Annotated in this window: 15 protein-coding genes; 8 read left to right on the top strand and 7 right to left on the bottom strand. The window is 60.6% G+C overall.

What is annotated here, in order from left to right:
• Positions 1–22 precede the first annotated feature (22 nt).
• Entirely contained in the window at positions 23–751 is a 729-nt protein-coding gene (locus NCN06_RS04495) for a response regulator transcription factor (protein ID WP_226398316.1), read from the bottom strand.
• Positions 752–836: 85 nt separating this feature from the next.
• Between NCN06_RS04495 and NCN06_RS04490 the strand changes: the two genes are divergently transcribed.
• Both NCN06_RS04490 and NCN06_RS04485 read left to right on the top strand, forming a co-directional pair.
• Complete coding sequence (locus NCN06_RS04490) at positions 837–1,223, top strand: PAS domain-containing protein (protein ID WP_226398315.1); 387 nt, start codon at positions 837–839, stop codon at positions 1,221–1,223.
• A gap of 15 nt (positions 1,224–1,238) precedes the next feature.
• Complete coding sequence (locus tag NCN06_RS04485) at positions 1,239–2,429, top strand: PAS domain-containing sensor histidine kinase (protein ID WP_250398705.1); 1,191 nt, start codon at positions 1,239–1,241, stop codon at positions 2,427–2,429.
• Here NCN06_RS04485 and NCN06_RS04480 read toward each other — a convergent pair.
• The 3 genes from NCN06_RS04480 to NCN06_RS04470 are packed head-to-tail and all read right to left on the bottom strand — an operon-like array spanning position 2,371 to position 5,039.
• Positions 2,371–2,757, bottom strand: coding sequence for a response regulator (locus tag NCN06_RS04480; protein WP_226409477.1), 387 nt, complete (start codon positions 2,755–2,757; stop codon positions 2,371–2,373). The genes NCN06_RS04485 and NCN06_RS04480 overlap by 59 nt on opposite strands.
• Before the next feature lie 31 nt (positions 2,758–2,788).
• Positions 2,789–3,475 carry an ABC transporter ATP-binding protein gene (locus NCN06_RS04475; protein WP_226398312.1) on the bottom strand — a complete coding sequence of 229 codons (687 nt, stop codon included), beginning with the start codon at positions 3,473–3,475 and terminating at the stop codon, positions 2,789–2,791.
• Complete coding sequence (locus NCN06_RS04470) at positions 3,468–5,039, bottom strand: NAD(P)H-quinone oxidoreductase subunit N (protein WP_115024090.1); 1,572 nt, start codon at positions 5,037–5,039, stop codon at positions 3,468–3,470. Before NCN06_RS04470 ends, NCN06_RS04475 begins: the two co-directional genes overlap by 8 nt.
• A gap of 111 nt (positions 5,040–5,150) precedes the next feature.
• Here NCN06_RS04470 and topA point away from each other — a divergent pair, with 111 nt between their 5' ends.
• Genes topA through NCN06_RS04445 form a run of 5 tightly spaced genes read left to right on the top strand, consistent with a single transcriptional unit; the run spans position 5,151 to position 11,109 of the window.
• Positions 5,151–7,850 carry a type I DNA topoisomerase gene (gene topA / locus NCN06_RS04465; RefSeq protein ID WP_115024088.1) on the top strand — a complete coding sequence of 900 codons (2,700 nt, stop codon included), beginning with the start codon at positions 5,151–5,153 and terminating at the stop codon, positions 7,848–7,850.
• Positions 7,850–8,281, top strand: a complete 432-nt coding sequence (locus NCN06_RS04460; protein ID WP_226398311.1) for a dihydrolipoyllysine-residue succinyltransferase component of 2-oxoglutarate dehydrogenase complex — start codon at positions 7,850–7,852, stop codon at positions 8,279–8,281. The genes topA and NCN06_RS04460 overlap by 1 nt, the downstream gene beginning before the upstream one ends.
• Entirely contained in the window at positions 8,278–8,931 is a 654-nt protein-coding gene (locus NCN06_RS04455; protein ID WP_226398310.1) for a DUF2232 domain-containing protein, read from the top strand. The genes NCN06_RS04460 and NCN06_RS04455 overlap by 4 nt, the downstream gene beginning before the upstream one ends.
• Entirely contained in the window at positions 8,903–10,102 is a 1,200-nt protein-coding gene (locus tag NCN06_RS04450) for a nicotinate-nucleotide--dimethylbenzimidazole phosphoribosyltransferase (RefSeq protein WP_226398309.1), read from the top strand. Before NCN06_RS04455 ends, NCN06_RS04450 begins: the two co-directional genes overlap by 29 nt.
• Complete coding sequence (locus NCN06_RS04445) at positions 10,099–11,109, top strand: type 2 periplasmic-binding domain-containing protein (protein WP_226398308.1); 1,011 nt, start codon at positions 10,099–10,101, stop codon at positions 11,107–11,109. The genes NCN06_RS04450 and NCN06_RS04445 overlap by 4 nt, the downstream gene beginning before the upstream one ends.
• Here the strand turns inward: NCN06_RS04445 and NCN06_RS04440 are convergent.
• Together NCN06_RS04440 and NCN06_RS04435 are read right to left on the bottom strand one after the other, a co-directional pair.
• Positions 11,098–12,219, bottom strand: a complete 1,122-nt coding sequence (locus NCN06_RS04440; protein WP_250398704.1) for an aldo/keto reductase — start codon at positions 12,217–12,219, stop codon at positions 11,098–11,100. The genes NCN06_RS04445 and NCN06_RS04440 overlap by 12 nt on opposite strands.
• Positions 12,216–12,764, bottom strand: coding sequence for a bifunctional nuclease family protein (locus NCN06_RS04435; protein WP_226398306.1), 549 nt, complete (start codon positions 12,762–12,764; stop codon positions 12,216–12,218). Before NCN06_RS04435 ends, NCN06_RS04440 begins: the two co-directional genes overlap by 4 nt.
• 49 nt (positions 12,765–12,813) lie before the next feature.
• Between NCN06_RS04435 and NCN06_RS04430 the strand changes: the two genes are divergently transcribed.
• The gene (locus NCN06_RS04430) at positions 12,814–13,467 is read left to right on the top strand and encodes a riboflavin synthase (RefSeq protein WP_226398305.1); all 654 of its coding nucleotides are present in this window, start codon (positions 12,814–12,816) and stop codon (positions 13,465–13,467) included.
• Here NCN06_RS04430 and NCN06_RS04425 read toward each other — a convergent pair.
• Complete coding sequence (locus NCN06_RS04425; RefSeq protein WP_226398304.1) at positions 13,452–13,823, bottom strand: AbrB-like transcriptional regulator; 372 nt, start codon at positions 13,821–13,823, stop codon at positions 13,452–13,454. The two genes, NCN06_RS04430 and NCN06_RS04425, sit on opposite strands and share 16 nt — an antisense overlap.
• Between the last annotated feature and the right edge of the window lie 46 nt (positions 13,824–13,869).

Genomic DNA, 13,869 nt, shown 5'->3' with positions numbered 1-13,869 from the left:
GCACCTGAGCGAAACAAAGTTCTCAGCTCGATTGTTCCCTGAGGATGAATCCAACGCCGCGGACGGTATGGATCAGGGCTGGAGCATCGTCCAGTTCGACTTTTTGACGCAGATAGCGGATGTAGACATCGAGGAGGTTGTCGTCTCCATAAAAGTTTTCTCCCCAGACCCCATGCATGATCTCCTGACGTTCCAGCACCCTGCCGGCACCTCGCATCAGGAAATTGAGCAGGTCGTATTCCTTCACGGACAGTTTGATGGCTCGATCTCCACGTTTCACATCCCGGGTCCGGGTGTTCATGGAGAGGTCGGCGACCTGGAGAACTTCGTTGACGTCGGATCCATTGGCAGGCCCTGAGAACGTTTCAGCGCGGCGGTGCATGGCACGCAGCCGTGCCATCAATTCGTCGATGGAAAAGGGTTTGACGAGGTAATCATCAACCCCGGCATCCAGAGCTTTGACCCGATCGGTGATTTCGTCGTGCCCCGTGAGCATCAGGATTGGGATGGTGATTCCCCCGGCTCGGATGCGCTGACAGATGTCGATGCCGCTGAAGTCCGGCAAGTTCCAATCAAGGATGATCAGGTCGGGAGCAGGTTCGGAGCGGCTGCGGATCAGGCCGCTCGCTCCATCAGAAGCGACATCAACGTCGTATCCCTCAACATCAAGCTCCAGACGAAGCAGATCGGTCAGTTTGTGTTCGTCGTCAACAAGAAGGACACGGAGACGGGGCTGGGATTCCAGTGACATCCGGCCTCAAAACCTCACTCCACTCTAGGCACAGAAAGTAATTTCAAAGATTTTGTCCCTACATTGAAATTGGCTGCTTTTCGCTATGTCGTCACCAGGAGCCTGGACAGAGGATCGAATCCGAGCACTCCGAGAGCAGGAAGACCTCCCGTTTGTTCGTGCTGATGCTTCGGGAATCGTGCAGGAAATCAACGAACCTTTTAAGGCCGTTTACGGCTGGACCGAAGCAGCTCTACTCGGTCAATCCCTCGGTCTGATCCTGCCTCCAAGCTTTCGCGATTCCCATCACGCCGGGTTTGCTCGTTTCAAATTGACGGAGGTGTCGAAGGTGCTGAATCACCCGTTGAAACTGGCAACGTTTTGCTCGGATGGCCATGCCATTGAGAGTGAGCATTTCATCGTTGCTGAGAAACACGATGACGGCAGCTGGTCGTTTGCAGCAACGCTGCGACCCTTGATGGAATCGAGCTGAGATGAGCCGTCTGGCATGAACAGCTCAGCTTCTTCTTCGTCATCCTCCAGTGACAGCGAACTGATCGCGCAACTGCGGCAGTCCCTTGGAATGCTGCAGGTCGCTTTCGATGCGGCCAGCGAAGCCATGGTGATCGTCGATGTGGATCGCAGGATCCACTGGGCCAATCAAGCCTCTGCTGAACTGTTCGTGGGAGGGGTTCCGATTCAGGTGGTGAATCAAACCCTGGCTGATGTTCTGAAGCTCAGGCCCTTGGATGCTCACGCCAAAACAGCTCTTCAGCTGTTGGATCCTCAGATGCCTTTGCCGCGAACCTCTGGAGAGAGTCGTTGTCATGTGCTGTCTCGGGATGGAGATGGATCACAGGTGCAGTTGTTGCGTTGGCGGCCGGTCGAGTTGATTCAGTCGTCGTTCCTGTTGCTGTCGTTGCGCGACCTCAGCCCTGAAGAACGGGCTCTGGTTCAGCAGCAGCGCTTCATGACTGATCTGACCCATGAGCTGCGCACGCCCCTGGCGATCGTGAGCGGAAATCTGCAACGGATGGCTCGGTTGAAGAACCTTCCCAACCCAGTGAGCTCCAGCCTCACGATGGCCCGAGAGGAAATGGCCCGGATTCAGAAGTTGCTCGGTCATCTCTCGCTGCTCACGCGCCTGGAGGTGGATCCGGATCTGGTCTGCTGTGGCGACCACCCCTTGGGGCCTCTGCTCCAGCGCTGGTATGACGCCTCCCTGGAGTTGGCTCCGAATCTCACGCTGCAGGGTTTGGAATGCGGGGATGACGTGGTGGTCCAAACCGATCCAAGGGCCTTGATGCTGGCGTTGGATCAGTTGCTCGACAATGCTCGCCAGCACGGCGATCGATCCATGCCGATTGAGCTCAGCCTTGCTGGGGGCGATGGGCTGGACCACTGCATCCTGGAGTTCACCAGTCAGAGCCTTGATGCCCCTGTGGCTTCCAAGGATCTGGAACGGTGGTCGTCACCTTTTTTCCGGGGCAAGCCTGACCGGGATGGCGACAAGGTGGAGGGTCCTGGATTGGGGCTCGCCTTGGCGCGCGAACTGGTCAGTGGGTGTGGAGGAATGCTGACCCTCCACCAGCAGCCCACATCGCAAGGAACATCCACGATCGTGCGGTTGCTTCTCCGGCTCAGGGCATCGAAGGCATCCGGAGCAGTTGCGGCAGTTGTTCGAACAGATCCGGCTTAAGCACGTAGGCCTCTGCTCCGTTGGAGAGAGCCTCGCGTCGCTTGTCGTCATCATTGAGAGCCGTCACGATCACCACCCTCTGGGCTGGTCCTGAGGCTGCCTTCAGCTGCAGCTGTTTCAGACAGGTCAAGCCGTCCATGCCCGGCAGCATGAGGTCCAACAGCACCAGATCAAAGTTATCGGAGCCTGCTGCGTTGAGGAAATCTTCTGCGGAACCGAAGCTGGTGCAGTCGTGCCCCTCATCGGTGATTTCAGCGCAGATCAGCTGCTGAATGCGTGGGTCATCTTCAACGAGTGCAACACGAAGAGCCTTAGGGGTCTCCTCCATTACCACTGCAGCATTGCACTCATTGTGGTCATCACCTGAGCACCCGACCATCCTGGAACTGCGCAATCCGCTGCGCTCGGGCCGCAACGTCGTCTTCATGGGTGACCATCACCAGGGTGATGCCCTGCTGGTGAAGTTCATCAAATAGCTCAAGCACCTCGGCGGTGGTGCTGGAATCAAGGGCCCCAGTGGGTTCGTCCGCCAGCAGAAGGCTGGGGCGATTGATGATGGCCCTGGCGATGGCCACCCGTTGTTGCTGCCCTCCAGACAGCTGGTTGGGCTTGTTCTCAAGACGCTGCGCCAGGCCAACGCGGCTCAGGGCCGCTTGGGCGCGCTCAATGCGTTCGTCCTTCGGAACTCCCGCGTAGATCATCGGCAGCATCACATTCTCCATGGCGCTGGCATGACCAAGGAGATGGAACTGCTGGAAGACAAATCCGAGCGAGCGGTTACGGACGTCCGCGAGGGCATCGTCGTCCAACTGTTCCACGGCCACTCCATTCAGCCGGTAAGTCCCACGAGTGGGCCGGTCGAGACAGCCAAGAATATTCATCGCCGTGCTTTTGCCGGATCCACTGGCTCCCATAACCGCCAGGTAATCCCCCTCGCGGACGGTGAGATTCAGTTGATCAAGTGCTTTGACCTCGAGATCACCGGATCCATAGATCTTGCTGATTTCATTGAGTTCAGCGACTGCCGCTTGTGATCCCTTAGCCAAGGCCTTTCAAGCTGGACAGAGCGATGGCTTGCTGCAGCAGTGGTGTGCCTGAAACTGCTGTGTTGGCCCACTGGAAGAGGGGGTTGGAGAGGATCCCTCCAACAGCGGTGATCGCTACACACCCAATCAGAGCAACACGCAGAGGCTGCATGCCCATCAAGGACCAGTTGACCTCTGGGTAGGCCTTAACGACATCGGAAGCTTCTTGGGGCTCCTTCACCACCATCATCTTGATGACGGAGATGTAGTAGTAAATCGAGACCACAGAAGTGACCAGGCCGACCACCACCAACAGGTATTGGTGGTTCGCCCAACCGGCAAAGAACAGATAGATCTTTCCGAAGAAACCAAGCATCGGTGGGATTCCACCCAGGGAGAGCAGACAGAGGCTCAGGCCAAGAGTGATGAGGGGATCTTTTTGGTAAAGGCCTGCGTAATCCGAAATCCGATCACTGCCCGTACGGATGGAGAAGAGAATGATGCAGGCAAAGGCCCCGAGGTTCATAAACAGATACGCCGCCATATACAGAACCATCGCGGCGAAACCGTCTTCGGTGCCGCAGACCATGCCGATCATCACGAAGCCGGCCTGGCCGATGGAGCTGTAGGCCAGCATTCGCTTCATTGAGGTCTGTGCCAGAGCCACCACGTTTCCGAGGGTCATGCTCAGAACGGCCAGCACTGTGAACAACAGCTTCCACTGGCCATCGAAGGCACCAAAACAGCCAACGAGGATGCGGAGAGCCAAAGCAAAACCCGCAGCTTTGGAGCCTACGGACAGGAAAGCCACCACAGGGGTTGGAGAGCCCTCGTAGACGTCTGGAGTCCACTGGTGGAAGGGAACTGCAGCGATCTTGAAGGCAACTGTGGCCAGCACAAATACCAATGCCAAGGCGGCGAGAGGAGTGGTGCTGGTCTGCAGGGCGAGTCCGATGGTGTCGAGGCTTGTGCTGCCGCTTAGGCCGTACAGCAACGAGGAGCCATAGAGAAAAACAGCCGCAGCTGCCGAACCCACCAGTAAATATTTGAGCGCTGCTTCGGAGCTGCGGGCATCCCGCTTCATGTAGCCCGACAGCAGGTAGCTGGCCACGGAGAGCGTCTCCAGTGAAATGAACACACTCACCAGATCTGTTGCGCCGCAAAGCAGCATCGCCCCGAGTGTGGCTGCGAGAAGGATGGCTGCGTATTCGCCAACAGGCGTACCGCTCTTCTCGGCATAGCGCCAGCTGATCAGCAGCGACAGCAGGGTGGACAGGGCGATGACAGCCCTGAAGGCCACCGCAAGGTTGTCGGCGAGAAAGGCCCCGAGGAACGAGGGCTCTAGGGGAGCATTCCACTGCAAGGCCAGCAGGACAAGGGAGCTGCCCAGGCCGAGATAGCAAATCGGGGGTACCCAACGTGTGGCGACCTTTTCACCGGCCAGGTCCACCAAGAGGGTGGCAATCATCGCCAGCAGCACTGCGCCTTCAGGCAGTACTGCGGAGGCATTGAGAGAGAGATTCAGCAGCTCACCAGGGGCGGCCATGGCCTGGGTGGCGAGAAGGAATGCACCCATGTCGGGCATGGCAGCCTGGAACCGTTGCGCTGCGGCGACTGTAGCGGCGCTTGACGCGCAGACGGACATGCAGAGAGATGCTTGGTGCGATAAAGAAGGGGAACGGTTCACTTGCCGCTAGTGGCGCACACCCTCGTCATCGTTGAAAGCCCCACGAAGGCCAAGACCATCCGTGGCTTCCTTCCCAAGGGATTCAAAGTTGAAGCCTCTATGGGGCATGTCCGCGACCTTCCCAACAACGCCAGCGAGATTCCGGCATCTGCCAAAGGGCAGAAGTGGGCCAACCTTGGCGTGAACACGGAAGCGGATTTTGATCCGCTGTATGTGGTCCCGAAGGACAAGAAAAAAGTGGTTCGGGAGTTGAAAGACGCCCTCAAGGGTGCTGATCAGTTGCTGCTGGCAACGGACGAAGACCGGGAAGGAGAGAGCATTAGCTGGCACCTGCTGCAGCTTTTGGCTCCAAAGGTGCCTGTGAAGCGGATGGTGTTCCACGAAATCACCAAGGAAGCCATCGGCAAAGCGCTGGATCAGACCCGCGATCTCGATATGGAGCTGGTCCACGCCCAGGAGACCAGGCGCATCCTCGATCGCCTTGTGGGTTACACCCTTTCTCCTCTCCTCTGGAAAAAGGTGGCCTGGGGGCTCTCCGCGGGACGTGTGCAGTCCGTTGCGGTTCGGCTTCTGGTGCAACGGGAGCGGGCCCGCAGGGCCTTCCGCAGCGGAAGTTACTGGGACCTCAAGGCCAAGCTCGAGCAGTCGGGCAGTGCCTTTGAGGCCAAGCTCACTCACGTGGGTGGACAGCGCATTGCCACCGGCAATGATTTTGATGAAAGCACCGGTGGGCTGAAGGCGGGCAGTGCCGTTCGGCTGCTCAGTGAGAGCGAGGCCAAGGCCTTGGCTGAAACCGTGCGATCGAACGCCTGGACGGTGGATGCGGTGGAGGAGAAGCCCACCGTGCGCAAGCCGGTGCCTCCCTTCACCACCAGCACCCTCCAACAGGAGGCCAATCGCAAGCTACGCCTCTCAGCCCGGGAAACCATGCGCTGTGCCCAGGGGCTCTACGAACGCGGTTTCATCACTTACATGCGGACCGACTCGGTGCATTTGTCTGATCAAGCGATCAATGCATCGCGCAGCTGTGTTGAGAGCCTTTACGGCAAGGAGTATCTGAGCAAGGGGCCGCGGCAATTCAGCACCAAAGCCCGCAACGCCCAGGAGGCTCACGAAGCGATTCGTCCCTCAGGCGAAAGCTTCCGCACCCCCGGCGAAACCGGCCTCGATGGGAGAGACCTGGCGGTCTACGAACTGATCTGGAAGCGCACCGTTGCCAGTCAGATGGCCGAAGCAAGGCTGACGATGCTGTCGGTGGATCTCAGTTCAGGAGAAGCCAGTTTCCGATCCAGCGGCAAGCGCATCGACTTTCCCGGTTTCTTCCGTGCCTACGTGGAGGGAAGTGATGATCCGGATGCAGCACTTGAAGGTCAGGAAGTGTTGTTGCCGGCGCTGAGCGTTGGGGATGCACCAAAGCCGAAGGCTGTTGAGCCGCTGGGTCATCAGACCCAACCCCCGGCACGGTTCAGCGAGGCTTCCCTCGTGAAGATGCTGGAAAAAGAGGGCATCGGTCGGCCCTCGACCTACGCCTCGATCATCGGAACGATCGTTGATCGTGGTTACGCCACGCTCCTGGGCAATGCACTCACCCCCAGCTTCACCGCTTTTGCTGTGACGGCGTTGCTGGAGGAGCATTTCCCCGAGCTGGTCGACACCAGTTTCACCGCTCGGATGGAGAACACTCTGGATGAGATCTCCCACGGCAAGGTGCAGTGGCTTCCCTATCTGGAGGGCTTTTATAAGGGTGATGAGGGTCTTGAAACCCAGGTTCAGCAGCGGGAAGGGGACATCGATCCCGGTGCATCCCGCACCATCGACCTCGAGGGTTTGTCCTCCGTGGTGCGCATCGGCCGTTTTGGCGCCTATTTGGAGGCCAAACGAGTCAGCGACGATGGTGAGGAGGAGCTGATCAAGGCCACCTTGCCCCGGGAGATCACCCCGGCTGATCTGGATGAAGATCAGGCCGAACTGATCCTCAAACAGAAGGCTGACGGCCCCGAATCCATTGGCGAGGATCCGGAAACGGGTGACCTGGTCTACCTGCTGTTTGGTCAGTACGGCCCGTATGTGCAGCGGGGGCAGGTGAGTGATGAGAATCCCAAGCCCAAACGCGCGTCCCTTCCCAAGGGACAGAAGCCTGAGGACCTCACCTTGGAGGATGCGCTTGGACTACTGCGGTTGCCGCGTCTTCTGGGCGAGCACCCGGATGGTGGGCGCATTCAGGCGGGGCTGGGCCGCTTTGGCCCCTACGTGGTTTGGGATAAAGGCAAGGGCGAGAAGGACTACCGATCTCTGAAGGGCGACGACGATGTTCTGGGGGTGGGACTGAGCCGTGCTCTCGAGTTGCTGGCCATGCCCAAACGTGGGCGGGGTGGACGCACCGCCCTTAAAGACCTCGGCAAGCCGGAGGGTAGTGATGAAACGATTCAGGTCTATGACGGCCCCTATGGCCTTTATGTCAAGCAGGGCAAGGTGAATGCTTCGCTGCCGGAAGGCAAGGGTGCTGATGATGTGACCCTCGAGGAAGCGGTAGAACTGCTCGCCGCCAAGGCGGCCTCGAAAAAGGGCGCGCGCAAAACCGCCGCCAAAAAAACAGCGGCAAAGAAGCCAGCAGCCAAAAAGCCTGCGGCTAAAAAACCCCCCGCCACCACAAAGACTGGTCGTCTTAGGGCCAGTGCGGTGCGGGTGATCAAGCCAGCTGAAAACTGATGCCCCGTCTGCTTTGGATGCTGCCCGTCGGGCTTCTGCAGGCCTGTGCAGGGACACCGGTCGCCGAGCAGTTGGAACGGTCCTTTGCGGTGCCTGAAGACAGGCCGATGCAGGTTGCGCCAGTTCAGGCTTCCAAGACCAGCCCAACGGGGGACCGTTCCACTGGATCGGCACCTGAGGCTGCATCACCTGCAGAGCCGAACTCCCCAACCCCAGCGATCTCTGCCCCTGTTTCTCAGGATTCGCAGGAGACAGTGCCGGAGACAACACTTCGGCCAACCGCATCACAACGTCTGCCCCAGGCGCCTTACCGGATCACCATCCGTTTGGCCGGAGCCGATCCTGCGGCTCCGGCTGAGGCCGTCACCCGAGCTCTGCGTGAGGCGGATGTCGGCTTTGCGGTTGAACGGATTGAGCGGGTCGAGCCATGACCGCAGAACCCCCCCGGTTGAGTCGCCAGCAGGCACTGAGGCTGGTTGAGGGGGCTTATCTCGCTGCTGCGACGGGTCTGATTTGGCTGGCTCTTTACTACCTCCCGGTGGGTGGTGCTCTCTTCCGCCTGGCCCTGCCTCTTCCACTGATCCTGCTGCAGTTGCGCCGTGGCAGCCGCTCCGGTGCCGAGGGTCTGCTGCTTTCTGTGCTGCTGCTCACAGCGCTGATGGGTCCATTGCGTGGCCCACTTCTGCTGTTCCCTTACGGGCTTTTATCACTGTGGCTGGGCTGGAGCTGGTGCCGGGGTGTCAGCTGGTGGCTGAGCTGGTCGGGCGGAGTCGTTCTTGGAACAGCAGGCTTCCTGGTCAGAGTTGTGGTGCTCTCGTTGCTGGTGGGAGAAAACCTCTGGGTCGTCATCACCCGTGCAGGTTCTGCTCTGCTCGACCGAGTGATCGTGGCGCTTCATCTTCCGATCACCCCCGATCTCACCCAGGTTCAGTTGATAGCGCTTCTTTTGGTAGTGGTTCAGGAGGTCATCTACGTCCTTTCGCTGCATGCTCTGGCGTACTGGATTTTTCCCCGCCTGCGATCACCGATTCCGGAGCCTCCGAGGCTGCTGCATGGACTCGTTGCCCTCGACCCCCTCTGATCCGTCCGTGTTGCCCCAGGGCTGTCAGCAGCTGGGACGTCTCGGAGCAAGCCCTCTGCATGAGGAGTCCCTCCATCCTTGGAAGTCCAGGGATCAATCCGTGGATCTGTTACTGGTGCTGGCTGCCACGCAGACGGCGGAGCATGAGGGAATCTCTGCCGCAGGCGCCACTGCGGCCTCGCGTCGCTTTACGGCCCTTGCTGATGCGGAGCTCCTGATCCATGGGCCGGCTGGGCAGCGCCGTTGGCCTCTGCCGCCGCTGCCCGCTGGTGTCTCCCCCGCCCTGCTCAGCCATGTTGCGGCGCGCCGATTGAAGTTGAACCCGCAGGTGGCGGCTCTCGGCCTAACGCAGAGACCCGATTTCCCCCACCTGGAGATTGAAACCCTGGATCAGGGGCCATCGGCGTGTCTGTCGAGCGGAGCGGCGATGCCGTTGCCGCGGGTGCAGCACCTTTGGCGACGTGGAGAGCTCTTGGGCAGGCGGTTGCAACGCCCCCTAGTGCTCGCGGAATGTGTGCCGGGAGGGACCACAACCGCTCAAGCGGTGCTGACGGCCCTCGGCGTGGAGGTCGCCCATCTGATCAGCGGCAGTGCACGTCACCCCCCTCAGCAGCTCAAGCAAGAGCTGGTGACCCAAGGGCTGCAGCGGGCGTCCCTTGGGGCACATCCTGCGGCTGAGCAGATCCTGGCCGCTGTCGGTGACCCCTTTCAGGCCTTCACCGCAGGGGTGTTGGTGGGAGCGGTGTCGTCGGGACAACCGCTGTTGCTGGGTGGGGGGTGCCAGATGCTGGCTGTTCTGGCACTGGCGATGCAGGCCCTGCCCGCCAGTCAGCGGCAGCGCCTGGCGGACCAGGTGCTCATCGGCACAACCGGTTGGCTCGCTGATGAGGGGGCCGCTGCCACAAGCCAGTCCCCTTTGGGGGGGCTTGTGGATGCCACCGCAGGCCTTGTGGATACTTCACTGTCCGTCCTGGCCTGTGGCGTGCGCTTTCACAGCAGCATCCATCAGCCGTTGCTGGACTATGAGCGGGGATACGTGAAAGAAGGTGTGGGGGCCGGTGCACTGTTGCTGCTTGCCCAGCTGCGCGGATGCACTTGTTCCGACCTGGTGCGGGATTGTGAGCGTGCTTTGGAGCAGCTGCTCAACCGCCCCGTAACGTCAACGCCATGAACGTCTGGAGTGAGCGGTTGGGTCCCCTGAGCCGGCGCCATGTGCTCCAGATGATCGGGGCGACGGGGTCAGTTGTGCTGGCGGGCTGTCGTCAGGCGACAGAGGCTCCAACCCTGATGGCCCCGGCTGGAGTGTTGCCGAAACCGTGGGCTGATGCTCTGCCCAAGCCATGGCGGTTGACGCTTGCTCCATCGCAGCAGGACTGGACGCCGCAGGATCGGGCGCGCGCCGATCTTCTGGTGATGGGGGATGGTTGGCTCGACGCCCACTCGCCTGACACGCTGCAGCCCATTGCCTCTGAACCGCTTTTCCGTCAGTTGGATGGCCAGGCCAAGTCTTTGCTGGGAGCGCTGGGGGCGCTGCAGGGTCGGGTGTTGCCGCTGGCCGTTAGTCCCTGGGTGATGTTGCTGCGGGATGACGGGGCCGTGGCGCAGGAGGGTTGGCCCCTGTTGCTGGATTCCGCCTTGGCAGGGCGTGTGGTGCTGCCCGCCAGCCCCCGACTGGTGCTGAGCCTGGCGGACCATTTGGGTGGGGGGCAGGCTTTGAGCCAGCTCCGTCGACAGGTGCTCACCTTTGATGATCGTCAGGCCAGCAATTGGCTGCTCAAAGGTGATGCCCGGGTGGTTGTTCTCCCGCTCAACCGTTGCATCGCTCTGCTGAGACGGGATCCGCGTCTTCGGGCTGTTCTGCCCAAATCCGGCGCACCCTTGCACTGGACCGTTCTGCTCCGACCGGAAGCCAGCCGCGAGCCGGTGCCCCAAGGCTGGGTTGAACAGGGTTGGCGGAATCCCCTGCGCCGCCGCCTCGTGCAGCTGGGTTGGCGGGCTCCCATCACCTCGTCAGATTCGATGCCAGGGGCAATGGCGGATCAAAACGCTCTGCCTGCTCGTCTTCAGCCCCTGCTGTTTCCTCCCGCCGACACCTGGTCGCGCTGTTGGTCCCTGCCGCCGCTGCCGCCGCAAGGGCGGGAGGAGTTGGAACGCCTCTGGAGTGAGTCAGCTCCATAGGCGCCGTCGCGGTGAAGCCACCAACCGTTTGTGGGTGTCCGCCAGCAGATCAGGGATGGGCAGTTGATGTGGGCATCGGGGCAGGCACTCCCCACAGCGTTCACAGGCCGAGGCATCGTGCTCTTCCCACCAGTGGCCTGCACGGCCGATCAGGTTGTAACGCTCCTGCGCAAAAGCGTTGAGCTCATGGCCGATGGCCAGGTTGCGCAGACGCAACAGTTCGGGAATCGGAACCTGCTTTGGACAGGGGAGGCACGCCTGACACTGTTTGCATTGCTCTTGGCCGAGTCGTTCTTCCTGGCGCCCCTGTGCCGTGAATAAGGCCTGTTGCTCTGCATCATTGAGCGGGCCATCTGCTTGCGCCAGCCTTGCAGCGAGTTGGAGATCATCGGGAACGGCAGCACCAACAGTCAGGGTGCTGATGCCTTGCGACAGCAGGAATCTGTAGGCCAGTTGCAAGGGCTCAAACGGGGTGCAGTCCTCCACCAGCGTTGGGCTCGGTGCCTGTAGGCGCCCTCCTTTGTCTGCGGGAGAGATCGCCATCACTCCAAGCCCATGGCTCAATGCCCAGTGAGCTAAGGGCAGCCTCTTGGGGTCAAGCCAATGCAAGTGCAGGCTGCAGAAGGTGAATCGCTGGCTGCGCAGTGCCCGATCGATCAGCGGATTGCTGCCATGGCTGCTGAAGCCCACCTGGGTAACGCGGCCGCTGTTGAGGGCCCAGTCGAGAAGTTTGGAACCGTGCCCCACCAGAGCCCAGTCAAGGTGGTCCTCCAGGTTGATGCCATGGACTGCAAGGTTGTCGAGGTGTGGGCAGCCCAGGCGCTCCAGGATCTGGTCAAGGCGACGTTGCCCCTCCTCGAAGGTCAACCCCGGCAGCAGTTTGCTGGTGATCACCCAGTGGTCTGAAGCTCTCCGGGTGTTCTGTCGAAGAGCCTCTCCCAGAAAACGTTCGGCAGGTCCATAGGCAGGGGCGGTTTCAAGGTGGTTGATCCCCGCTGCCGCTGCCGCTTCGAGCACCTCCGCCATCTGGGACCCTGAGTCGAGGGCTCGCATCGTTCCCAGGCTGAACAGGCTGACGGGGCGGCCGCTACCAAAGGCGCGGGTTTTCACTCCTCCGAGGGGGCTTCGTTGTCCTGGTTGCGCAGATGGCGCACCAGTGCGGCAGGGCTGAGGTCGTCGACAAAACGGCTGAAGGCACTTTGATCTTCTGCATCGGCCTCCGCATCCACCGGGATCGATGCTTCAGCTACGACTTCCTCCAGCATCCAGATGCCGCTCCCAGTTCTGATCGCCAGCGCGATGGCGTCGCTGGGTCGGGCATCCACTTCAATGAGTTCCAGCGCTTCGTCTTCGGCTAATTCCCCTTCATCCAGATCAGGTCGCAGCTTCAAGACTGCGTGAAAGGTGCTGTCTTCGATCGCATGGACAATCACGCGCTCCAGCTCGAGCCCCCCAGCCACCAGCAGCGCTGCCATCAGGTCATGGCTGAGGGGCCGCGGTGGTGCTCCGCCCTGCAGGCCGGCCATGATGTTGTGGGCTTGTGCCTGGTCGATCCAGATCGGAACTTGTCGTCGACCGCTTGGATCCCGCAGGAGCACCATGGGGGTTCGACTGGCGGCATCGAGGGCAATTCCGGCGACGCTCATTTCGACCATGTCGTCGGCGCGGCTCTATCCGATTATGGCTAAGTAGCCGCTGCGAGCGATGTTCACGGGGCTGGTGCAGTCAGTGGGAAGAATTGAGCGTCGTGCCGGGGCTGTCGTGGTCTGGGGATGTGCTCCCTTTGCTCCCCTGGCGCTTGGCGATAGCGTCGCCGTTGATGGTGTCTGCCTGACGGCGGCTGAGCTGATGGCGGATGGCTTCCGCGCCGATGTGAGTGAGGAAACCCTGCGCCGCACCACCCTGGGACGAAAAGCGGACCGAGGTGGAGCTGTGAACCTCGAGCCCGCGCTTCGGCTGAGCGACCGGCTTGGGGGACATTTGGTGAGTGGCCATGTGGATGCCACCGGTGAAGTCACCTGCGTGGAGACCCTCCCCCATTCCTGGGCTCTGTCGATTCGCTGGTCTGAAGCCCGATTTGGCCGTTACGTCTGTGAGAAGGCCAGCATTGCTGTGGACGGCATCAGCCTCACAGTGGCGGAGTGTTCAGCGGATGGAACGACTTTCTCCCTCGCCGTCATTCCCCACACCTGGGATGCAACAACCCTGAGGAACCTGGCCGTTGGAGACACTGTGAATCTGGAAGCCGATCAACTGGCTCGTTATGCCGAGCGTCTGCTGCATGCCGATCCTTCCGATGGCCGCAGCACGGAGGAGGGGCTGTCATCCGACTGGCTGGCCGCTCACGGCTGGTCTTGATCCATCTGCTGAAGAACAATCATTCCGGAGTCCCGCTGGAGTTCGATCTTGAATTCCTGTCCGGGCTCAAGGCCAAGCCGACGGGTATAGGCGTGGCCGATCAACAGGTTGCCGTTGCCATGAACACGGGTTCGGAAGTCGGCCTGCCGACCACGGCTGCCGCCTGAGGAACTGCTGTTGCTTTTCGGCAATTGCCATCCCTGGGCCGCCGCTTTGGCCTCCACCAGGGCGCGATAAAAACTTTTTTTGAGCAGACGTCCACTCGGACCCACATAGCCACAGCCGCGGGCAATGTCGTCTTCCGGCCGATTGCTGAGCGATCTGGCCTTGTCTAGCAGTTCCTTGCCGACCAGCATTTCAGGAATTAATTCAACTGAATTCTGGCCACGCCCGCCAATCAAG

This window comes from Synechococcus sp. MU1648 (genome assembly GCF_023630615.1).
Taxonomy (GTDB): domain Bacteria; phylum Cyanobacteriota; class Cyanobacteriia; order PCC-6307; family Cyanobiaceae; genus Parasynechococcus.
This window is presented reverse-complemented; position numbering and strand designations above follow the sequence as displayed.

What these genes read in the sequence shown, in the direction of transcription:
- NCN06_RS04450 (WP_226398309.1), top strand. Translation starts at nt 8,903, where the DNA reads ATGGACTCGTTGCCCTCGACCCCCTCTGATCCGTCCGTGTTGCCCCAG.
- NCN06_RS04480 (WP_226409477.1), bottom strand. Translation starts at nt 2,757, where the DNA reads ATGGAGGAGACCCCTAAGGCTCTTCGTGTTGCACTCGTTGAAGATGAC.
- NCN06_RS04425 (WP_226398304.1), bottom strand. Translation starts at nt 13,823, where the DNA reads ATGCTGGTCGGCAAGGAACTGCTAGACAAGGCCAGATCGCTCAGCAAT.
- NCN06_RS04495 (WP_226398316.1), bottom strand. Translation starts at nt 751, where the DNA reads ATGTCACTGGAATCCCAGCCCCGTCTCCGTGTCCTTCTTGTTGACGAC.
- NCN06_RS04485 (WP_250398705.1), top strand. Translation starts at nt 1,239, where the DNA reads ATGAACAGCTCAGCTTCTTCTTCGTCATCCTCCAGTGACAGCGAACTG.
- NCN06_RS04460 (WP_226398311.1), top strand. Translation starts at nt 7,850, where the DNA reads ATGCCCCGTCTGCTTTGGATGCTGCCCGTCGGGCTTCTGCAGGCCTGT.
- NCN06_RS04430 (WP_226398305.1), top strand. Translation starts at nt 12,814, where the DNA reads ATGTTCACGGGGCTGGTGCAGTCAGTGGGAAGAATTGAGCGTCGTGCC.
- NCN06_RS04470 (WP_115024090.1), bottom strand. Translation starts at nt 5,039, where the DNA reads ATGCCCGACATGGGTGCATTCCTTCTCGCCACCCAGGCCATGGCCGCC.
- NCN06_RS04435 (WP_226398306.1), bottom strand. Translation starts at nt 12,764, where the DNA reads ATGGTCGAAATGAGCGTCGCCGGAATTGCCCTCGATGCCGCCAGTCGA.
- NCN06_RS04490 (WP_226398315.1), top strand. Translation starts at nt 837, where the DNA reads ATGTCGTCACCAGGAGCCTGGACAGAGGATCGAATCCGAGCACTCCGA.
- NCN06_RS04455 (WP_226398310.1), top strand. Translation starts at nt 8,278, where the DNA reads ATGACCGCAGAACCCCCCCGGTTGAGTCGCCAGCAGGCACTGAGGCTG.
- NCN06_RS04445 (WP_226398308.1), top strand. Translation starts at nt 10,099, where the DNA reads ATGAACGTCTGGAGTGAGCGGTTGGGTCCCCTGAGCCGGCGCCATGTG.